Origin of the sequence: Salmonella sp. SAL00653, assembly GCF_046552515.1 — a bacterium.
In the GTDB taxonomy this organism is placed as follows: domain Bacteria; phylum Pseudomonadota; class Gammaproteobacteria; order Enterobacterales; family Enterobacteriaceae; genus Salmonella; species Salmonella enterica.
The window spans coordinates 34,004-54,698 of sequence record NZ_JBGDTY010000007.1 but is presented as its reverse complement, the minus strand read 5'-3'; the positions used below and the strand labels follow the sequence as shown (position 1 = coordinate 54,698).

The window sequence follows — 20,695 nt, the reverse complement described above, 5'->3', positions numbered from 1 at the left end:
CCATATTGACCAGGACGACAGTGCTTACGTCTCCGCAAGACCTCGCGCTTGATGAAAGCACGTATCAACCCCGCTTGTGAAAAGCGCTTTGTAACAAAAGCGTACAGTTCAGGCGATAAAATTAAGTAACAGAAGTGTCTATAACTATGGCTGGAATGTCCACATTGAATATTTGCACAGCGTCACACTTTGCAAAGCATTAGCATTTTTGTCCATAAGATTAGCGGATCCTGCCTGACGGTTTTTGCCGCGACTCTCTACTGTTTCTCCATACCTGTTTTTCTGGATGGAGTAAGACGATGGCAATTGCAATCGGCCTCGATTTTGGCAGTGATTCAGTGCGCGCTCTGGCAGTGGACTGCGCCACCGGCGACGAGATCGCCACCAGCGTAGAGTGGTATCCGCGCTGGCAAGAAGGCCGTTATTGCGACGGCCCGAACAACCAGTTCCGTCATCATCCGCGCGACTACATGGAGTCAATGGAGGCCGCGCTGAAAGCCGTTCTGGCACAATTAAGCGCCGCGCAACGCGCAAATATCGTTGGCATTGGCGTTGACAGCACCGGTTCTACGCCAGCGCCGATTGACGCCGACGGTAACGTCCTGGCGCTGCGTCCGGAGTTCGCCGAGAACCCGAATGCGATGTTTGTGCTGTGGAAAGATCACACCGCCGTGGAAGAGGCCGACGAAATCACTCGTCTGTGCCATAAGCCAGGCAAGGTCGACTACTCCCGCTATATTGGCGGCATTTACTCCAGCGAATGGTTCTGGGCGAAGATTCTGCACGTCACCCGCCAGATAGCGCCGTCGCGCAGGCCGCCGTCTCGTGGATTGAACTGTGTGACTGGGTGCCGGCGCTGCTTTCCGGCACCACTCGCCCGCAGGATATCCGCCGTGGCCGCTGCAGCGCCGGGCACAAAACACTGTGGCATGAAAGCTGGGGCGGTCTGCCGCCCGCGAGCTTCTTTGATGAACTCGATCCGTGCATTAACCGTCATCTGCGCTACCCGTTATTTAGCGAAACCTTCACCGCCGATCTGCCCGTGGGCACCCTGTGCGCCGAATGGGCGCAGCGCCTCGGCTTGCCGGAAAGCGTGGTGATTTCCGGCGGCGCGTTCGACTGCCACATGGGCGCGGTCGGCGCGGGCGCACAGCCCAATACGCTGGTAAAAGTCATCGGCACGTCTACCTGCGACATTCTGATTGCGGATAAACAGAGCGTCGGGGATCGCGCCGTGAAAGGCATTTGCGGTCAGGTTGACGGCAGCGTGGTGCCGAACTTTATCGGTCTGGAAGCGGGGCAATCTGCTTTCGGCGATATCTACGCCTGGTTTAGCCGCGTGTTGAGCTGGCCGCTGGAGCAACTTGCCGCGCAGCACCCGGAACTGAAACCCCAGATTAACGCCAGCCAGAAGCAGCTACTGCCAGCGCTCACCGACGCCTGGGCGAAAAATCCGTCCCTGGATCACCTGCCGGTGGTGCTCGACTGGTTTAACGGTCGCCGCACGCCAAACGCTAATCAGCGTCTGAAAGGCGTCATTACCGATCTCAATCTCGCCACCGACGCGCCAGCGCTGTTTGGCGGTCTGGTCGCTTCGACCGCCTTCGGCGCGCGCCATTCAGGAGTGTTTTACCGATCAGGGTATCGCGGTCAATAACGTGATGGCGCTTGGCGGCATCGCCCGTAAAAATCAGGTCATTATGCAGGTCTGCTGCGACGTACTGAATCGTCCGTTGCAGATCGTCGCTTCCGACCAGTGTTGCGCATTAGGCGCCGCTATCTTTGCCGCCGTCGCTGCGAAAGTCCATGCCGACATTCCAGCCGCCCAGCAAAGCATGGCGAGCGCGGTAGAACGCACTCTGCGCCCCCCCCTGAACAGGCGCAACGCTTCGAACAGCTTTACCGCCGCTACCAGCAGTGGGCGCTAAGCGCAGAACAACATTATCTTCCGACTGCCGCGCCGGCGCCAACGACCCCGGCCAATCAGGCAATCCTGACTCATTAAGGACACGACAATGACGATTTTTGATAATTATGAAGTATGGTTTGTGATTGGCAGCCAGCATTTGTATGGCGCAGAAACCCTGCGTCAGGTCACTCAACATGCCGAGCATGTGGTCAACGCGCTGAATACCGAAGCCAAACTGCCATGTAAACTGGTATTAAAACCGCTGGGCACCTCGCCGGATGAGATTACCGCCATTTGTCGTGACGCCAATTATGACGATCGCTGCGCAGGGCTGGTGGTCTGGCTGCACACCTTCTCCCCGGCCAAAATGTGGATCAACGGGCTGAGTATCCTTAACAAACCACTACTGCAATTCCATACCCAATTTAACGCCGCCCTGCCGTGGGACAGCATTGATATGGACTTTATGAACCTGAACCAGACTGCGCACGGCGGTCGTGAGTTCGGTTTTATCGGCGCGCGGATGCGCCAGCAGCACGCGGTCGTCACCGGTCACTGGCAGGATAAAGAGGCCCATACGCGTATCGGTGCCTGGATGCGCCAGGCGGTCTCTAAACAGGATACCCGCCAGCTAAAAGTCTGCCGCTTCGGCGACAATATGCGTGAAGTCGCAGTGACTGACGGTGATAAAGTGGCCGCGCAAATCAAATTTGGCTTTTCGGTCAATACCTGGGCGGTCGGCGATCTGGTGCAGGTGGTGAATTCTATCGGCGACGGCGATATCAACGCTCTGATTGACGAGTATGAAAGCAGCTATACCCTGACGCCCGCCACCCAAATCCACGGCGATAAACGCCAGAACGTGCGGGAGGCGGCGCGTATTGAACTCGGTATGAAGCGTTTCCTGGAACAGGGCGGCTTCCACGCATTCACTACTACCTTTGAAGATTTACACGGTCTGAAACAGCTTCCGGGTCTGGCCGTACAGCGTCTGATGCAGCAAGGCTACGGCTTTGCGGGCGAAGGCGACTGGAAAACCGCCGCTCTGCTTCGCATTATGAAAGTGATGTCAACCGGTCTGCAGGGCGGCACCTCATTTATGGAGGATTACACCTACCACTTCGAGAAAGGCAACGATCTGGTGCTCGGCTCGCACATGCTGGAGGTGTGTCCGTCCATCGCGGTGGAAGAGAAACTGATCCTCGACGTCCAGCACCTCGGCATTGGCGGCAAGGAAGAGCCGGCGCGTTTGATTTTCAATACCCAAACCGGCCCGGCGATCGTCGCCAGCCTGATCGACCTCGGCGATCGTTATCGCCTGCTGGTCAACTGCATTGACACCGTAAAAACGCCGCACTCCCTGCCGAAACTGCCGGTGGCTAACGCGCTGTGGAAGGCGCAGCCGGATCTGCCGACCGCCTCCGAAGCGTGGATTCTGGCTGGCGGCGCGCACCATACCGTCTTCAGCCACGCGCTGGATCTGAACGATATGCGCCAGTTCGCAGAAATACACGATATCGAAATCGCGGTAATTGATAATGATACCCGTCTGCCGGCCTTTAAGGACGCGCTGCGCTGGAACGAGGTGTATTACGGTTTAAAACGCTAAAAGTGGAGTCTGAATACCCGGTGGTACTGCGTTTACCGGGCCTACGGTCCTGTAGGCCGAATAAGGCATTTATGTCGCCATCCGGCACACCGTCGCTCGTAGGCCGGATAAGCGAAGCGCCATCCGGCAGGGAGAAAACAATGTTAGAAGATCTCAAACGCCAGGTACTGGAAGCCAATCTGGCGCTGCCAAAACACAACCTGGTCACCCTCACCTGGGGTAACGTTAGCGCCGTCGATCGCGAACGCGGCGTACTGGTGATTAAGCCGTCCGGCGTCGATTATAGCGTCATGACCGCTGACGATATGGTGGTGGTCAGCCTGGAGACCGGTGAAGTCGTTGAAGGTCATAAGAAACCGTCGTCCGATACGCCAACCCACCGTCTGTTGTACCAGGCATTTCCGACTATCGGCGGCATCGTACACACCCATTCGCGCCACGCGACTATCTGGGCGCAGGCGGGTCAGCCGATTCCGGCGACGGGAACCACCCATGCCGACTATTTCTACGGTACGATTCCCTGCACTCGCAAAATGACCGAGGCGGAAATTAATGGCGAGTATGAATGGGAAACGGGCAATGTCATTGTTGAAACCTTTGAAAAACAAGGTATTGACGCCGCTCAAATGCCCGGCGTGCTTGTCCATTCGCACGGCCCGTTTGCCTGGGGTAAAATGCCGAGGATGCCGTGCATAACGCCATCGTGCTGGAAGAAGTGGCCTATATGGGGATCTTCTGCCGCCAGCTTGCGCCGCAGTTGCCCGACATGCAGCAATCCCTGCTGGATAAACACTATCTACGCAAACATGGCGCAAAAGCCTATTACGGGCAGTAATGCCTCTAAAAACGCGTCCCATGGGGGGCGCGTTGATGAGTCTGGTCGGTGATATATTCAGCAAATGCGCTTTGATAGACGTAATGATCAGAACTCACATATTCAATAATATTGTCATAATGTCCCTGCCACGCTTTTCCTTCCAGCGCATGGAAGAAAATATAATCTTCGATTGTTGACTGCCAGCGTTGCCCATTTAACAGATAGTTAATAATGGTATCCCGATGTCCGTTTTTTCTGTCGTGTCCTTGCCAGTGAAAAAAAGCATTGCCGTTTTCAATAATCTCGGTACGCCAAATCTGTTCTGTCCATGTTTTATACTCAAAAAATCGACTCACGGTTTTTATGGAAGGGTTAGCGCGTTGAGTATTGACGAAAAGATAATGGTCGTTCCCTACCAGACGCGCCTGCATACTCACATTCATAAAAGATCATTCCCGAATACCACAAATTTTGATAAAAACACCCGCACCCGAAAGTCAAAATAAAATTATATTCTAAAATAAAAATTAAATTATGCAGAGAGCTCCCGACGAATTCGCACTGTAATCCATTTTTATTTAACCATAGCGGCCAATTGAAATATTATATTTCTACCTGACGGTGCGGATGTTCCAAATGAAATTGTTACACTTTTCATTAAGTAAAACAAACAAAAAATATCGCTTTTTTGTTAATCCGAGAAATAAGTAACAGATTCGAACAAGCGCCTTTCTGAAAAATACTTAATGTATGAAAACAGACTTGACACAAAACGGCTAATACATGGGTAAAAACTGTAAATAAACATGATTCAAAATTAGCAGTTATAGGATAATTATATCTGCTGTATATACCGGCATCATTATATTGATAAATATACGTCAGCAAAAATATCTGACGCTAAAAGCCATTTTATCGTTAAAATATCCATTACACCCGTCACGGGGAACGAACTCATTCATGAAATATCGCTACATCATCAGAATCGCGGCAGGCATAATTCTCATTATGGCTACGGTGTTTATCCATAATGCCATCGCTATTTATCAGTTCAGTCAGCAAAACCAGACGCGCATAGCTGACTGCGCGATTGTCGCAGGAGCAGGCGTTAGCGGAAAAACGCCTTCTCCCGTTTTTCAGGCCAGACTGGATCATGCCATCTGGCTTTACCAACAACACATTGTCCGCGCGTTGGTATTAACCGGCGGCTACGGCGCTGGCGCAACGGTTTCCGACGCGGCGATAGCCCGTCAATACGTTCTGGAAAAAGGGATTCCGGCTAAGGCGATTTTTATTGAAGAGCGCTCTACCGTGACGCGCGAAAATATTCGTTACGCAAAACAGATACTGCGACAACAACAATGGCGCACAGCGTTACTGGTCAGCGATCCGCTGCATATGCTGCGTCTGAAAACTATCGCTCAGGATAATGGTATCGATAGCCGCTCATCACCCACGCGATCCACCCGCTATAAATCCTGGTGGGCGCAAACCCGCTTCTTACTGCGAGAAACTTTTTATTACAGCGGATATCGGCTTTTACGTTATATGCCTGTACAAAATAACAGTATTACCCCCTAAAACAGGTTATAATTAGCGTGAATTTTTTAGACAGGTAATCATCGTGGCGCAGGCAGGTTTCATTTTAACCCGGCACTGGCGGGATACGCCGCAAGGGACGGAGGTCTCTTTCTGGCTGGCGACAGACAACGGCCCTGTGCAGGCGACGCTGGCACCGCAAGAGTCCGTGGCGTTTATTCCGACCAGCCAGACCTCCCGCGCCGCCTCGCTGCTACAGGCGGAAAAAGACTATCGCCTGACGCCGCTCCAGCTGCGAGACTTTCATCGTCAGCCGGTATCCGGTCTGTATTGCCGTACTCACCGCCAGCTTATGCGGATGGAGAAACTGCTGCGCGAAAACGGCGTCACCGTTTATGAAGCGGATGTACGCCCGCCGGAACGTTACCTGATGGAGCGTTTTATTACGTCGCCCGTTTGGGTAGACGGCGAGATGCGCAACGGCGTTATCCGCAATGCGCGTCTTAAACCCCACCCCGACTATCGACCGCCGCTAAAATGGGTCTCGCTGGATATCGAAACCACGCGACACGGCGAACTGTATTGCATTGGTCTGGAAGGCTGCGGCCAGCGTACCGTTTATATGCTGGGCCCGGCGAACGGCGATGACCGCCAACTGGACTTCGAGCTTGTGTATGTCGCCAGCCGCCCGCAGTTGCTGGAAAAACTCAACGCCTGGTTTGCCGAGCATGCTCCCGACGTCATCATCGGCTGGAACGTGGTGCAGTTCGACCTGCGTATGCTGCAAAAACATGCCGAACGCTACCGTATCCCTTTACGGCTGGGGCGAGACAATAGCGAACTGGAGTGGCGCGAACATGGCTTCAAAAACGGCGTTTTTTTCGCCCAGGCCAGAGGGCGAGTCATTATCGATGGTATCGACGCGCTTAAATCCGCGTTCTGGAATTTTTCGTCTTTTTCGCTGGAAGCCGTCTCGCAGGAACTGCTCGGCGAAGGAAAATCCATTGATAACCCCTGGGATCGTATGGATGAGATCGATCGCCGCTTTGCCCAGGATAAACCCGCCCTCGCCACCTACAACCTGAAAGACTGCGAGCTGGTCACGCGCATTTTCCATAAAACCGAGATCATGCCGTTTTTGCTGGAACGCGCGACGATCAACGGCCTGCCGGTCGATCGCCACGGCGGTTCGGTCGCCGCATTCGGGCATCTTTACTTTCCGCGAATGCACCGCGCCGGCTATGTCGCGCCCAATCTCGGCGAAGTGCCGCCGCTGGCAAGTCCCGGCGGCTACGTAATGGATTCACAACCCGGATTATACGATTCAGTACTGGTGCTGGATTATAAAAGCCTGTACCCGTCGATTATCCGCACGTTTTTGATTGATCCCGTCGGGCTGGTCGAAGGCATGGCGCAGCCGGATCCGGAACACAGTACCGAAGGTTTCCTTGACGCCTGGTTTTCACGAGAAAAGCACTGCCTGCCGGAAATTGTTAGCCAAATCTGGCACGGGCGCGATGAAGCCAAACGTCAGGGTAATAAACCGCCCTCGCAGGCGCTTAAAATCATTATGAACGCCTTTTATGGCGTACTCGGCACCACGGCCTGTCGCTTTTTCGATCCCCGTCTGGCGTCGTCAATCACCATGCGCGGTCATGCGATTATGCGCCAGACCAAAGCGCTGATTGAGGCGCAGGGTTATGACGTGATTTATGGCGATACCGATTCCACTTTCGTCTGGCTCCGGCGTGCGCATTCAGAAGCCGACGCGGCGGAAATCGGGCACAGGCTGGTGCGTCACGTGAACGAATGGTGGGCGCAGACGTTACAACAGCAAAATTTGACCAGCGCGCTGGAGCTGGAGTTTGAAACCCACTTTTGCCGTTTTCTGATGCCGACCATCCGCGGCGCGGATACTGGCAGTAAAAAACGCTACGCGGGCCTGATTCAGGAAGGCGACAGCCACCGCATGGTATTTAAAGGTCTGGAAACGGTGCGGACCGACTGGACGCCGCTGGCGCAGCGCTTTCAACAGGAGCTGTATCTGCGTGTTTTTCGCAATGAACCTTATCAAGACTATGTGCGCGAGACTATCGATAAACTGATGGCGGGCGAACTGGACGCACAGCTGGTTTATCGTAAGCGTCTGCGTCGCCCTTTACATGAGTACCAACGTAACGTTCCGCCGCACGTTCGCGCCGCCCGGCTGGCGGATGAACAAAACCTGAAGCAGGGTCGTCCGGCGCAGTATCAGAATCGCGGCGCCATAAAATATGTCTGGACTGTTAACGGCCCCGAGCCCGTGGATTACCAGCAGTCGCCGCTGGATTACGAACACTATCTTACCCGCCAGCTACAACCCGTGGCGGAAGGAATTCTTCCCTTCGTTGAAGATAATTTTGCTACACTACTGACCGGGCAACTGGGGTTATTTTGACGCGTGACGAAAGCGCCGCCTTCCAGTACCATAGCGCCCTTTCCATTCCTGGACCTAATTAACGCCACTACCACATTAGCCTGGTAGCGGGGTCGTATACTCGCAATTATCCAGTGCTGTCGCCTGGGAATGGCGAGTAATGCCTGCAATTAAAGATATAGAGCCGAACACATATGCCTTTTACACTTGGTCAACGCTGGATCAGCGATACAGAAAGCGAGCTGGGACTTGGAACCATTGTTGCGATGGATGCGCGAACCGTCACCTTACTTTTCCCGTCCACGGGGGAAAACCGCCTGTATGCGCGCAGTGATTCTCCCGTGACCCGCGTCATGTTCAACCCTGGCGATACGATTACAAGCCATGAAGGCTGGCAGCTACATATCGATGAAGTAAAAGAAGAAAATGGCCTGCTTGTTTATGTCGGCACCCGCCTGGATACCGAAGAGACCAATGTGACGTTGCGCGAGGTTCTGCTCGACAGCAAGTTGGTTTTCAGTAAGCCCCAGGATCGTCTGTTCGCCGGTCAAATCGATCGAATGGATCGGTTCGCGCTGCGCTATCGCGCCCGTAAATTTCAGAGCGAGCAGTACCGGATGCCATACAGCGGCCTGCGCGGTCAGCGGACCAACCTGATCCCGCATCAGCTTAATATCGCTCATGATGTGGGTCGTCGCCACGCGCCGCGCGTACTGCTGGCGGATGAAGTGGGCTTAGGTAAAACCATTGAAGCCGGGATGATTCTGCATCAACAGTTATTATCCGGCGCGGCGGAACGCGTATTGATCATCGTTCCGGAAACCCTGCAACACCAGTGGCTGGTAGAAATGCTGCGCCGTTTCAACCTGCGCTTCGCGCTGTTCGATGACGAACGCTATACCGAAGCGCAGCACGACGCGTATAACCCGTTTGAAACCGAACAACTGGTGATCTGTTCGCTGGATTTCGCCCGCCGTAATAAGCAGCGTCTGGAACATTTGTGCGACGCCGAGTGGGATTTACTGGTGGTCGACGAAGCGCATCATCTGGTGTGGAGTACCGATGCGCCGAGCCGTGAATATATGGCCATCGAACAGTTAGCTGAACGCGTGCCGGGCGTGCTGCTGCTGACCGCCACGCCAGAACAGCTGGGGATGGAAAGCCATTTCGCCCGTCTGCGCCTGCTCGATCCGAACCGTTTCCACGATTTCGAACAGTTTGTCGAAGAACAGAAAAACTACCGTCCTGTCGCCGATGCGGTGGCCATGCTGCTGGCGGGCAATAAACTCAGCAACGACGAACTGAACAGGCTGGGCGATCTGATCGGCGAACAGGATATTGAACCGCTGTTGCAGGCCGCTAATAGCGATCGCGACGATGCGCAGGCCGCCCGTGATGAGCTGGTATCGATGCTGATGGATCGCCACGGCACCAGCCGCGTTCTGTTCCGCAACACCCGTAACGGCGTCAAGGGGTTCCCGAAACGTGAACTGCATACGGTAAAACTGCCGCTGCCGACCCAGTATCAGACCGCCATTAAGGTCTCCGGCATTATGGGCGCGCGTAAAAGCGCGGAAGATCGCGCCCGCGATATGCTCTATCCGGAACAAATTTATCAGGAGTTCGAAGGCGATACCGGCACCTGGTGGAACTTCGACCCACGCGTTGAGTGGCTGATGGGCTATCTGACCAGCCATCGTTCGCAAAAAGTGCTGGTGATCTGCGCTAAGGCGACCACCGCGTTACAGCTGGAGCAGGTGCTGCGCGAACGCGAAGGCATCCGCGCCGCCGTGTTCCATGAGGGCATGTCGATTATCGAACGCGACCGCGCCGCCGCCTGGTTCGCCGAAGAAGATACCGGCGCGCAGGTGCTGTTATGTTCCGAAATCGGCTCCGAAGGACGTAACTTCCAGTTTGCCAGCAATCTGGTGATGTTCGACTTGCCGTTTAACCCGGATCTGCTGGAACAGCGTATTGGTCGTCTGGATCGTATCGGCCAGGCGCATGATATCCAGATCCACGTCCCGTACCTGGAAAAAACCGCCCAGTCGGTGCTGGTTCGCTGGTATCACGAAGGGCTGGACGCCTTTGAGCACACCTGCCCGACCGGTCGCGCGATTTATGATTCAGCCTACGCCAGTCTGATTAACTATCTGGCCGCGCCTGAAGAAACCGACGGGTTTGACGATCTGATCAAATCCTGCCGCGAGCAACATGAAGCGCTAAAAGCCCAGTTAGAACAGGGCCGCGACCGCCTGCTGGAGATCCACTCCAACGGTGGTGAAAAAGCCCAACAGCTTGCACAAAGCATTGAAGAACAGGACGACGACACCAACCTGATCGCGTTCGCCATGAACCTGTTCGATATCGTCGGCATTAACCAGGACGATCGCGGCGACAACCTGATCGTGCTGACGCCGTCCGACCACATGTTGGTGCCGGATTTCCCCGGCCTGCCGGAAGACGGCTGTACTATCACGTTTGAACGTGACGTAGCCCTGTCTCGCGAAGATGCGCAGTTTATTACCTGGGAACATCCGCTCATCCGTAACGGACTGGATCTGATCCTCTCCGGCGACACCGGCAGCAGCACCATTTCGCTGTTGAAAAATAAAGCGCTGCCCGTCGGCACGCTGCTGGTCGAACTGGTTTACGTCGTGGAAGCGCAGGCGCCGAAACAGCTACAACTGAACCGCTTCCTGCCGCCGACGCCGGTACGTATGCTGTTAGATAAAAACGGCAACAATCTGGCCGCCCAGGTCGAGTTTGAAACCTTCAACCGTCAGCTCAGCGCCGTGAATCGCCACACCGGCAGCAAACTGGTTAACGCCGTGCAACAGGACGTCCACGCCATTTTGCAACTGGGCGAGACGCAGATTGAAAAGTCCGCCAGAGCGCTGATTGATAACGCGCGTCGCGAGGCGGATGAAAAACTGTCCGGGGAACTGTCGCGTCTGGAAGCGCTGCGCGCCGTCAACCCGAACATTCGCGACGACGAACTTGCCGCTATCGACAGCAACCGTCAGCAGGTGCTGGAAAGCCTGAATCAGGCAGGCTGGCGTCTGGACGCGCTGCGTCTTATCGTCGTCACGCACCAATAACGGAGCCGTACATGGGGATGGAAAACTACAATCCGCCGCAGGAACCCTGGCTGGTTATCCTGTATCAGGATGAGCACATTATGGTGGTCAATAAGCCCAGCGGCCTGTTGTCCGTGCCGGGGCGTCTGGAAGCGCACAAAGACAGCATTATGACGCGTATCCAGCGCGACTACCCGCAGGCAGAATCGGTGCATCGTCTGGATATGGCCACCAGCGGCGTGATTGTAGTGGCACTGACCAAAGCCGCGGAGCGGGAGCTAAAACGCCAGTTCCGCGAACGTGAGCCGAAAAAGCAGTATGTAGCGCGCGTATGGGGTCATCCCTCCCCGGCGGAAGGGCTGGTTGACTTACCGCTCATCTGCGACTGGCCGAACCGGCCAAAGCAGAAAGTGTGTTATGAAACCGGCAAACCGGCGCAAACGGAATATAACGTGGTGGAGTTTGCGGCGGATAATACCGCCCGCGTGGTGCTCAAGCCGATCACCGGGCGTTCGCATCAGCTTCGTGTGCATATGCTGGCGTTAGGCCACCCGATTTTAGGCGATCGGTTTTACGCCTCGCCGGAAGCGTTGTCGCTGGCGCCGCGTTTGCAGTTACACGCCGAAATGCTGACCATTACCCATCCCGCTTACGGCACCAGCATGACGTTTAAAGTCCCGGCAGATTTTTAAATTCAGAGCCAATTTATGCCGGGGCGCTTCGCTTGCCCGGCCTACATTCATTAACGTAGGCCGGATAAGGCGCTAGCCGCATCCGGCAATTCAATCACTTGAAGCCTTTCTGTTCTTTGATTAGCTCATACGCTTTCTGAATTTCCTGCGCTTTTTGCTTCGCCATTTCCATCATTTCCGGCGGTAAACCTTTCGCGACCAGTTTGTCCGGATGATGCTCGCTCATCAGTTTGCGATAAGCGCGTTTAATGGTGGTTGCATCATCGGTGGTTTTAACCCCCAGCACATTACAGGCATCTTCCAGCGTCGGGCCGCGCTGCGCCTGCTGCCAGCCGCCGCCGGACTGTTGATGATAACCGCCGCCAAACTGCGCGCCGCCCTGCATCATGCGCAGAAACTGATCGAACTGTACGCGGGAAATACCTAACTCTTCCGCAATCACGTACAGCACTTCCCGCTCATTAGGATGCAGAGAGCCATCGGCAAACGCCGCCTGGATCTGAATTTCCAGAAACATCCGGATCAGATCAAAACGCCCGAAGCAGACGCTACGAAACTGCCGCATCTTTTCACGTAATGGGTAATTATCCGCTTTTCCGACCCGAAAGGCGTTCTGCGCGGCAGTACGTGAATCGCCGTGTAAATTCATACGATCCATCAACTGACTGGCGATATGAATATCCGCTTCCGTCACCCGTCCTTTTGATTTGGTTAAGTGGCCCATCACCTCAAAGGTGGTGGCAAAAAACAGCGCCTGCCGTTCCCGCTGGTTGGCAAACCACGCCATTTTTCGGCTGCGGGCTTTGTCGAACATATGGCCCACCAGCAGACCCAGGACCACGCCCCAAAAGCCGCCGCCCGTCATCAGGGCTACGGCGACGCCAATTATCTTTCCCCAGTACTGCATAGACTCCCCAAAACGTTACGCTATCGGTGAGGCTATCTCCCACAAAATAAGGTGCTTTTCTGCGAATGAAGGCTACGGTCAATTGTGGGACATCGCCTATAATTTGCATTATCATACCTGTCATTCAATGCCGTGCCTAACACCACAGACGCTAAACGGCAGGATTAACACTGGCGCAGCGAAGATGAGTAAGTTAGGCTGTGACCGTTTGTCACGCGCAACGCTACCGATGATGGAACAATAAATACAACGTATGAAAAAACGTATTCCCACTCTTCTGGCCACCATGATCGCCAGCGCCCTTTATAGTCATCAGGGGCTGGCAGCCGATCTCGCCTCACAGTGTATGTTGGGCGTGCCGAGCTACGATCGTCCTCTGGTAAAAGGCGATACCAACGATCTGCCGGTTACTATCAATGCCGATAACGCTAAAGGTAACTACCCGGACGATGCCGTTTTTACCGGCAACGTGGACATTATGCAGGGGAATAGCCGCCTGCAAGCGGATGAAGTGCAGCTTCATCAGAAGCAGGCGGAAGGTCAGCCGGAACCTGTACGCACCGTCGATGCGCTGGGTAATGTGCATTATGATGACAATCAGGTCATCCTTAAAGGGCCGAAGGGCTGGGCGAACCTGAACACCAAAGACACGAACGTCTGGGAAGGCGATTACCAGATGGTGGGCCGTCAGGGGCGCGGTAAAGCCGATCTCATGAAGCAGCGCGGCGAAAACCGCTATACCATTCTGGAAAACGGCAGCTTTACCTCCTGTCTGCTTGGCTCCGATACCTGGAGCGTGGTGGGGAGTGAAGTCATCCATGACCGCGAAGAACAGGTTGCGGAGATCTGGAACGCCCGGTTTAAAGTAGGTCCGGTTCCGATCTTTTATAGCCCCTATTTACAGCTACCCGTCGGTGACAAACGTCGCTCAGGTTTCCTGATCCCGAACGCGAAATACACGACCAAGAACTATTTCGAGTTCTACTTACCGTATTACTGGAACATCGCGCCCAATATGGACGCCACCATCACCCCGCACTATATGCACCGCCGCGGCAATATTATGTGGGAGAACGAATTCCGTTATCTCACGCAGGCAGGCGCCGGGTTGATGGAATTAGATTATCTGCCTTCTGATAAAGTCTACGAGGACGATCATCCCAAAGAGGGCGATAAGCACCGCTGGTTATTCTACTGGCAGCACTCAGGCGTGATGGATCAGGTGTGGCGTTTTAACGTCGATTACACCAAAGTCAGCGACTCCAGCTACTTTAACGATTTCGACAGTAAGTACGGTTCCAGTACCGACGGTTACGCAACGCAGAAATTCAGCGTCGGCTACGCCGTACAAAACTTTGACGCTACGGTGTCGACCAAACAATTCCAGGTCTTTAACGATCAAAACACCAGCAGCTACTCTGCGGAGCCGCAGTTAGACGTTAACTACTACCATAACGATCTCGGGCCGTTTGATACCCGGATTTACGGCCAGGCGGTGCACTTTGTTAACACCAAAGACAATATGCCGGAAGCAACCCGCGTCCACCTGGAGCCAACCATCAATTTGCCGCTCTCCAACCGCTGGGGCAGCCTGAACACCGAAGCGAAGCTGATGGCGACGCACTATCAGCAAACGAATCTGGACAGCTATAACAGCGATCCAAACAATAAAAATAAGCTGGAAGATTCGGTTAACCGCGTCATGCCGCAGTTTAAAGTCGACGGTAAGCTCATCTTCGAACGCGATATGGCGATGCTGGCGCCGGGGTATACCCAGACGCTGGAACCACGCGTGCAGTACCTGTATGTGCCGTACCGCGACCAGAGCGGCATCTATAACTACGATTCTTCTTTGCTGCAATCCGACTATAACGGCCTGTTCCGCGACCGCACTTATGGCGGTCTCGACCGTATTGCTTCCGCCAACCAGGTCACGACCGGCGTCACAACACGCATTTATGATGATGCCGCCGTTGAACGTTTTAACGTTTCTGTTGGTCAAATCTACTATTTCACGGAGTCTCGCACCGGCGATGACAACATTAAATGGGAGAATGACGACAAAACCGGTTCGCTGGTTTGGGCAGGCGACACTTACTGGCGTATTTCAGAACGCTGGGGGCTGCGTAGCGGAGTGCAGTACGATACCCGTCTGGATAGCGTCGCTACCAGCAGCAGCAGCCTCGAATACCGTCGGGATCAGGATCGTCTGGTACAGTTGAACTACCGCTATGCCAGCCCGGAATATATTCAGGCTACGTTGCCTTCGTATTATTCCACGGCAGAGCAGTATAAAAACGGCATCAACCAGGTGGGCGCGGTGGCAAGTTGGCTGATTGCCGATCGCTGGTCGATTGTCGGCGCGTACTACTTCGATACCAATTCGAGCAAACCTGCAGACCAGATGCTCGGCTTGCAGTACAACTCTTGCTGCTATGCGATCCGCGTCGGATACGAACGTAAGCTGAACGGTTGGGATAACGATAAACAACACGCGATTTATGATAACGCGATTGGCTTCAACATTGAGCTGCGCGGTTTGAGCTCTAACTACGGCCTCGGCACGCAAGAAATGTTGCGTTCGAACATTCTGCCGTACCAAAGCTCTATGTAATCTGATTGATTTACAACGTAATCCGCATTGCGGTTAATTGAAATGGAAAAAGTATGAAGAACTGGAAAACGCTGCTTCTCGGTATCGCCATGATCGCGAATACCAGTTTCGCTGCCCCCCAGGTAGTCGATAAAGTCGCAGCCGTCGTCAATAATGGCGTCGTGCTGGAAAGCGACGTTGATGGCTTAATGCAATCAGTCAAACTCAACGCGGGTCAGGCAGGTCAGCAGCTTCCGGACGACGCCACGCTGCGTCACCAGATCCTGGAACGTTTGATTATGGATCAAATTATCCTGCAGATGGGTCAGAAGATGGGGGTGAAGATCACGGATGAGCAGTTGGATCAGGCCATCGCCAACATCGCCAAACAAAACAATATGACGATGGATCAGATGCGCAGCCGTCTGGCTTACGATGGGCTGAACTATTCAACCTACCGTAACCAGATTCGTAAAGAGATGATTATCTCTGAAGTGCGCAACAACGAGGTTCGTCGCCGTATCACCGTTTTGCCGCAAGAAGTTGACGCGCTGGCAAAACAGATTGGCACCCAAAACGACGCCAGCACCGAGCTGAACCTGAGACATATCCTGATTGCTCTGCCGGAAAACCCAACCTCCGAGCAGGTTAACGACGCGCAGCGCCAGGCGGAAAGCATTGTTGAAGAAGCGCGTAACGGCGCAGATTTCGGCAAACTGGCGATTACCTACTCTGCCGACCAGCAGGCGCTAAAAGGCGGTCAGATGGGCTGGGGCCGTATCCAGGAGCTGCCGGGGATTTTCGCCCAGGCGCTGAGCACCGCGAAGAAAGGCGACATTGTCGGCCCGATTCGCTCCGGCGTCGGCTTCCACATTCTGAAAGTAAACGACCTGCGCGGTCAGAGCCAGAGTATCTCCGTGACCGAAGTTCACGCTCGTCACATTCTGCTTAAGCCGTCGCCGATCATGAACGATCAGCAGGCGCGCCTGAAGCTGGAAGAAATCGCGGCTGACATTAAGAGTGGTAAAACCACATTTGCCGCTGCGGCGAAAGAGTACTCTCAGGACCCGGGCTCCGCTAACCAGGGCGGTGATTTGGGTTGGGCTACGCCAGATATTTTCGACCCGGCGTTCCGCGACGCGCTAACGAAGCTGCATAAAGGCCAAATAAGCGCGCCGGTACACTCCTCTTTCGGCTGGCATCTGATCGAATTGCTGGATACGCGTAAGGTAGACAAAACCGATGCGGCGCAGAAAGATCGCGCTTATCGTATGCTGATGAACCGTAAATTCTCAGAAGAAGCGGCGACCTGGATGCAAGAACAGCGCGCCAGCGCTTACGTTAAGATTTTGAGTAACTAATGAGCAGTGCGCAACGCGTTGTTATCACTCCCGGCGAACCCGCCGGGATTGGCCCCGATCTTGTTGTCCAACTGGCGCAACGCGCGTGGCCGATTGAACTGGTCGTCTGTGCGGACGGCGCGCTCCTGACGGAGCGGGCCGCCATGCTCGGCCTGCCCCTCTCGCTTCTCCCTTACTCGCCTGATGTCCCCGCTGCGCCGCAGCCCGCGGGAACGTTGACTCTATTGCCGGTCTCGCTGCGCGCGCCTGCCATCCCCGGTCAGTTGACGGTAGAAAATGGCCCCTATGTGGTCGAGACGCTGGCGCGAGCGTGTGATGGCTGTCTGAACGGTGAATTTGCCGCGCTGATCACAGGCCCCGTGCACAAAGGCGTTATTAACGACGCAGGCATTTCGTTTACCGGTCATACCGAGTTTTTCGAAGAGCGTTCGCAGGCGAAAAAAGTCGTGATGATGCTGGCAACCGAAGAACTTCGCGTGGCGCTGGCGACCACGCATCTGCCGCTACGGGCGATTGCAGACGCCATCACCCCTGCGCTTTTGCACGAAGTGATTGCTATTTTGCATCACGATTTGCGGACCAAATTTGGTATTGCCGAACCGCGCATTCTTGTCTGTGGCCTGAATCCGCACGCGGGCGAAGGCGGTCATATGGGCACGGAAGAGATAGACACCATCATTCCGGTGCTCGACGAGCTGCGGGCGCAGGGAATGAACCTCAACGGGCCGCTACCTGCTGATACGCTGTTTCAGCCCAAATATCTCGATAATGCCGACGCGGTGCTGGCAATGTACCACGATCAGGGCCTGCCCGTGCTAAAATACCAGGGATTCGGTCGGGGAGTGAATATTACGCTCGGCCTACCTTTTATTCGAACCTCCGTTGACCACGGCACCGCGCTTGAACTGGCGGGCCGTGGAAAAGCGGATGTCGGCAGTTTTATTACGGCGCTTAATCTCGCCATCAAAATGATTGTTAATACCCAATGAATAATCGAGTCCATCAGGGCCATTTAGCCCGTAAACGCTTCGGGCAAAACTTTCTCAACGATCGGTTTGTGATCGACAGTATTGTTTCTGCTATTAATCCGCAAAAAGGCCAGGCGATGGTTGAAATCGGCCCCGGTCTGGCGGCGCTGACGGAGCCGGTCGGCGAACGACTGGATAAGCTCACGGTCATTGAACTTGACCGCGATCTGGCGGCGCGTTTGCAAACCCATCCGTTTTTAGGGTCGAAGCTGACTATTTATCAGCAGGACGCCATGACCATGAACTTTGGCGAACTGTCTGCGCAGTTGGGCCAACCGCTGCGTGTGTTCGGCAATCTGCCCTATAATATCTCCACCCCGCTGATGTTCCATCTCTTTAGCTATACTGATGCCATTGCCGACATGCACTTTATGTTGCAAAAAGAAGTGGTAAATCGTCTGGTTGCAGGGCCGAACAGCAAAGCGTATGGTCGTTTAAGCGTGATGGCGCAATATTACTGTCAGGTGATCCCGGTGCTTGAAGTGCCGCCATCCGCCTTCACGCCGCCGCCCAAAGTGGACTCCGCCGTGGTGCGTCTGGTTCCACACGCAACGATGCCTTACCCGGTTAAAGATATTCGCGTGTTGAGCCGTATTACCACCGAGGCCTTTAACCAGCGCCGTAAAACGATCCGTAATAGTCTCGGTAATCTTTTTAGCGTTGAGACGTTGACGGAAATGGGTATTGACCCGGCAATGCGCGCGGAAAATATCTCTGTCGCGCAGTACTGCCAGATGGCCAACTATCTGTCGGAAAACGCGCCTTTGAAGGAGAGTTAAACATGATCAATTCGCCCAGAGTGTGTATTCAGGTGCAAAGCGTCTACATTGAGGCGCAATCCTCACCTGACGATGAACGTTACGTTTTTGCCTATACCGTAACCATCCGCAATCTGGGCCGGGCGCCAGTGCAGCTATTGGGCCGCTACTGGCTGATTACCAATGGTCATGGCCGTGAAACCGAAGTCCAGGGCGAAGGTGTGGTTGGCGTCCAGCCGCGCATTGCGCCTGGCGAAGAGTATCAGTACACCAGCGGCGCGGTAATTGAAACGCCGCTGGGCACCATGCAGGGTCATTACGAAATGATCGATGAAAATGGCGACGCCTTTACCATCGACATTCCCGTGTTTCGACTCGCCGTCCCTACACTCATTCACTAAAATTATAACAATGGCAACTTATCTCATCGGCGACGTTCACGGTTGCTACGACGAACTGATCGCCTTATTACAGCAAGTGGAATTTACGCCAGATACAGACACTCTATGGCTGACTGGCGATTTGGTCGCCCGCGGTCCCGGTTCGCTGGACGTGTTACGCTACGTCAAATCACTTGGCAATAGCGTGCGTTTGGTGCTGGGGAATCACGATTTACACCTGTTGGCCGTATTCGCCGGGATTAGCCGCAACAAACCTAAAGACCGGCTGACCCCGCTTCTTGAAGCGCCGGACGCCGATGAGCTGTTGAATTGGTTACGCCGTCAGCCGCTGTTGCAGGTAGATGAAGAGAAAAAGCTGATCATGGCGCATGCGGGTATTACCCCGCAGTGGGATTTGCAGACGGCAAAAGAGTGCGCCCGCGATGTTGAAGCGGTGCTGTCGAGCGACTCGTATCCGTTTTTCCTCGACGCGATGTATGGCGATATGCCGAATAACTGGTCGCCGGAGTTAAGCGGTCTGGCGCGGCTACGCTTTATTACTAATGCCTTTACCCGTATGCGTTACTGCTTTCCTAACGGTCAACTGGATATGTACAGCAAAGCGTCGCCGGAAAATGCCCCTGCGCCGCTGAAGCCGTGGTTCGCCATTCCGGGGCCGGTGAGCGAGGCTTACAGTATTGCGTTCGGGCACTGGGCGTCGCTGGAAGGGAAAGGGACGCCGGAAGGTATTTACGCGCTGGATACCGGTTGCTGCTGGGGCGGGGAGTTGACCTGTTTACGCTGGGAAGATAAACAGTATTTTGTGCAGCCGTCAAACCGCCAGATGGATATGGGCGAAGGCGAAGCGGTCAACGCCTGATAGATTTATGCCTGATGGCGCTACGCTTATCAGGCCTACATCCGGCTACATCTGGCTCAAGAGTAGGCCGGATAAGGCGTTTCGCCGCCATCCGGCACTACAGCGTTAACGACGTTCCAGAATCTCGAAACAATAGCTGTGAGAATTCTGCGCGTCGGCATCGTGAAACTCACTGAATACCGATTCCCAGTCATCCGGTTCATAATCCGGAAAATGGGTATCGCCTTCGACTTCCGCATCAATATGCGTCAGATAAAGCTTCTGCGCCTTTGGCAGGAACTGCTCGTACACGCGCCCGCCGCCAATGACCATAATTTCCGGCGCATCGCCGCAAGCGGCAATCGCCTCATCGACAGACTTCACCCACTGCACGCGATCGTCGGTGCCCGGCTGGCTGCTGATAACAATATTTTTACGTCCCGGTAAGGGGCGTCCGATGGACTCCCAGGTGTGACGTCCCATGACGACAGGTTTATTTAACGTGTTACGTTTAAACCAGGCGAGATCGGCAGGCAGGTTCCACGGCATGGCGTTTTCCATACCGATGACGCGATCCACCGCTAACGCCGCAATCAGACTGATCATTAATTATTTCCTGATACAAAAAAAATTGCCGCCACTATACGTAAAGCGCAATCTTTCGTCGACTGACGAAAAGAGGATGAGCACGAAAATTTTTCGTTCTGCTGGCGACGCCACTCATTTGATGTGGAGCGCCAGCATTAC

At 54.4% G+C, this 20,695-nt stretch carries 14 protein-coding genes and 2 pseudogenes; 13 read left to right on the top strand and 3 right to left on the bottom strand.

All coding sequences use genetic code 11. The features are described from left to right. Window positions 1–299: 299 nt before the first annotated feature. The 3 genes and pseudogenes from araB (at window position 300) to araD (ending at window position 4,353) form a co-directional block, all read left to right on the top strand. Window positions 300–2,005, top strand: a pseudogene (gene araB, locus ACLJRU_RS10190) (ribulokinase). A 10-nt stretch (window positions 2,006–2,015) separates the two neighbouring features. Then, window positions 2,016–3,518: an L-arabinose isomerase gene (gene araA, locus ACLJRU_RS10185; protein ID WP_023234802.1), complete on the top strand. Its 1,503-nt coding sequence runs from the start codon at window positions 2,016–2,018 to the stop codon at window positions 3,516–3,518. A 140-nt stretch (window positions 3,519–3,658) separates the two neighbouring features. After that, window positions 3,659–4,353: pseudogene (araD, locus tag ACLJRU_RS10180) on the top strand (L-ribulose-5-phosphate 4-epimerase). 5 nt (window positions 4,354–4,358) lie between these two features. Here araD and ACLJRU_RS10175 read toward each other — a convergent pair. Beyond that, window positions 4,359–4,778, bottom strand: coding sequence for a DUF4751 family protein (locus ACLJRU_RS10175; RefSeq protein ID WP_023234800.1), 420 nt, complete (start codon window positions 4,776–4,778; stop codon window positions 4,359–4,361). 517 nt (window positions 4,779–5,295) lie between these two features. On the opposite strand from ACLJRU_RS10175, the gene ACLJRU_RS10170 reads away from it, so the two are divergent. The 4 genes from ACLJRU_RS10170 (at window position 5,296) to rluA (ending at window position 12,062) form a co-directional block, all read left to right on the top strand. Then, complete coding sequence (locus tag ACLJRU_RS10170) at window positions 5,296–5,916, top strand: YdcF family protein (RefSeq protein ID WP_000877505.1); 621 nt, start codon at window positions 5,296–5,298, stop codon at window positions 5,914–5,916. 43 nt (window positions 5,917–5,959) lie between these two features. After that, the gene (polB, locus tag ACLJRU_RS10165) at window positions 5,960–8,311 is read left to right on the top strand and encodes a DNA polymerase II (RefSeq protein WP_011264184.1); all 2,352 of its coding nucleotides are present in this window, start codon (window positions 5,960–5,962) and stop codon (window positions 8,309–8,311) included. 173 nt (window positions 8,312–8,484) lie between these two features. After that, entirely contained in the window at window positions 8,485–11,391 is a 2,907-nt protein-coding gene (rapA, locus tag ACLJRU_RS10160) for an RNA polymerase-associated protein RapA (protein WP_001538948.1), read from the top strand. Between the two features lie 11 nt (window positions 11,392–11,402). After that, a complete protein-coding gene (gene rluA, locus ACLJRU_RS10155; RefSeq protein WP_000525198.1) occupies window positions 11,403–12,062 on the top strand; it encodes a bifunctional tRNA pseudouridine(32) synthase/23S rRNA pseudouridine(746) synthase RluA in 660 nt (219 codons plus the stop codon). Window positions 12,063–12,156: 94 nt separating this feature from the next. Here the strand turns inward: rluA and djlA are convergent, their stop codons facing one another. Beyond that, window positions 12,157–12,969, bottom strand: a complete 813-nt coding sequence (gene djlA, locus ACLJRU_RS10150; protein ID WP_001538946.1) for a co-chaperone DjlA — start codon at window positions 12,967–12,969, stop codon at window positions 12,157–12,159. Window positions 12,970–13,222: 253 nt separating this feature from the next. Between djlA and lptD the strand changes: the two genes are divergently transcribed. Genes lptD through apaH form a run of 6 tightly spaced genes read left to right on the top strand, consistent with a single transcriptional unit; the run spans window position 13,223 to window position 19,969 of the window. Continuing rightward, on the top strand, window positions 13,223–15,583 hold the full coding sequence (gene lptD / locus ACLJRU_RS10145; protein WP_023234799.1) for an LPS assembly protein LptD: 2,361 nt from the start codon (window positions 13,223–13,225) through the stop codon (window positions 15,581–15,583). Between the two features lie 53 nt (window positions 15,584–15,636). Then, the gene (gene surA / locus ACLJRU_RS10140) at window positions 15,637–16,923 is read left to right on the top strand and encodes a peptidylprolyl isomerase SurA (RefSeq protein ID WP_001538944.1); all 1,287 of its coding nucleotides are present in this window, start codon (window positions 15,637–15,639) and stop codon (window positions 16,921–16,923) included. After that, the gene (gene pdxA / locus ACLJRU_RS10135) at window positions 16,923–17,912 is read left to right on the top strand and encodes a 4-hydroxythreonine-4-phosphate dehydrogenase PdxA (protein WP_000093007.1); all 990 of its coding nucleotides are present in this window, start codon (window positions 16,923–16,925) and stop codon (window positions 17,910–17,912) included. The genes surA and pdxA overlap by 1 nt, the downstream gene beginning before the upstream one ends. Next, window positions 17,909–18,730 carry a 16S rRNA (adenine(1518)-N(6)/adenine(1519)-N(6))-dimethyltransferase RsmA gene (rsmA, locus tag ACLJRU_RS10130; protein ID WP_001538941.1) on the top strand — a complete coding sequence of 274 codons (822 nt, stop codon included), beginning with the start codon at window positions 17,909–17,911 and terminating at the stop codon, window positions 18,728–18,730. The genes pdxA and rsmA overlap by 4 nt, the downstream gene beginning before the upstream one ends. Before the next feature lie 2 nt (window positions 18,731–18,732). Next, window positions 18,733–19,110, top strand: a complete 378-nt coding sequence (apaG, locus tag ACLJRU_RS10125) for a Co2+/Mg2+ efflux protein ApaG (protein WP_000610894.1) — start codon at window positions 18,733–18,735, stop codon at window positions 19,108–19,110. Between the two features lie 10 nt (window positions 19,111–19,120). Further along, complete coding sequence (apaH, locus tag ACLJRU_RS10120) at window positions 19,121–19,969, top strand: bis(5'-nucleosyl)-tetraphosphatase (symmetrical) ApaH (protein WP_023234798.1); 849 nt, start codon at window positions 19,121–19,123, stop codon at window positions 19,967–19,969. Between the two features lie 105 nt (window positions 19,970–20,074). On the opposite strand, the gene folA is transcribed toward apaH, so the two are convergent. Next, window positions 20,075–20,554: a type 3 dihydrofolate reductase gene (folA, locus tag ACLJRU_RS10115; protein WP_000624379.1), complete on the bottom strand. Its 480-nt coding sequence runs from the start codon at window positions 20,552–20,554 to the stop codon at window positions 20,075–20,077. Window positions 20,555–20,695 lie beyond the last annotated feature (141 nt).

What these genes read in the sequence shown, in the direction of transcription:
- apaG (WP_000610894.1), top strand. Translation starts at nt 18,733, where the DNA reads ATGATCAATTCGCCCAGAGTGTGTATTCAGGTGCAAAGCGTCTACATT.
- djlA (WP_001538946.1), bottom strand. Translation starts at nt 12,969, where the DNA reads ATGCAGTACTGGGGAAAGATAATTGGCGTCGCCGTAGCCCTGATGACG.
- rluA (WP_000525198.1), top strand. Translation starts at nt 11,403, where the DNA reads ATGGGGATGGAAAACTACAATCCGCCGCAGGAACCCTGGCTGGTTATC.
- rapA (WP_001538948.1), top strand. Translation starts at nt 8,485, where the DNA reads ATGCCTTTTACACTTGGTCAACGCTGGATCAGCGATACAGAAAGCGAG.
- rsmA (WP_001538941.1), top strand. Translation starts at nt 17,909, where the DNA reads ATGAATAATCGAGTCCATCAGGGCCATTTAGCCCGTAAACGCTTCGGG.
- ACLJRU_RS10175 (WP_023234800.1), bottom strand. Translation starts at nt 4,778, where the DNA reads ATGAATGTGAGTATGCAGGCGCGTCTGGTAGGGAACGACCATTATCTT.
- lptD (WP_023234799.1), top strand. Translation starts at nt 13,223, where the DNA reads ATGAAAAAACGTATTCCCACTCTTCTGGCCACCATGATCGCCAGCGCC.
- araA (WP_023234802.1), top strand. Translation starts at nt 2,016, where the DNA reads ATGACGATTTTTGATAATTATGAAGTATGGTTTGTGATTGGCAGCCAG.
- apaH (WP_023234798.1), top strand. Translation starts at nt 19,121, where the DNA reads ATGGCAACTTATCTCATCGGCGACGTTCACGGTTGCTACGACGAACTG.
- surA (WP_001538944.1), top strand. Translation starts at nt 15,637, where the DNA reads ATGAAGAACTGGAAAACGCTGCTTCTCGGTATCGCCATGATCGCGAAT.
- pdxA (WP_000093007.1), top strand. Translation starts at nt 16,923, where the DNA reads ATGAGCAGTGCGCAACGCGTTGTTATCACTCCCGGCGAACCCGCCGGG.
- ACLJRU_RS10170 (WP_000877505.1), top strand. Translation starts at nt 5,296, where the DNA reads ATGAAATATCGCTACATCATCAGAATCGCGGCAGGCATAATTCTCATT.
- folA (WP_000624379.1), bottom strand. Translation starts at nt 20,554, where the DNA reads ATGATCAGTCTGATTGCGGCGTTAGCGGTGGATCGCGTCATCGGTATG.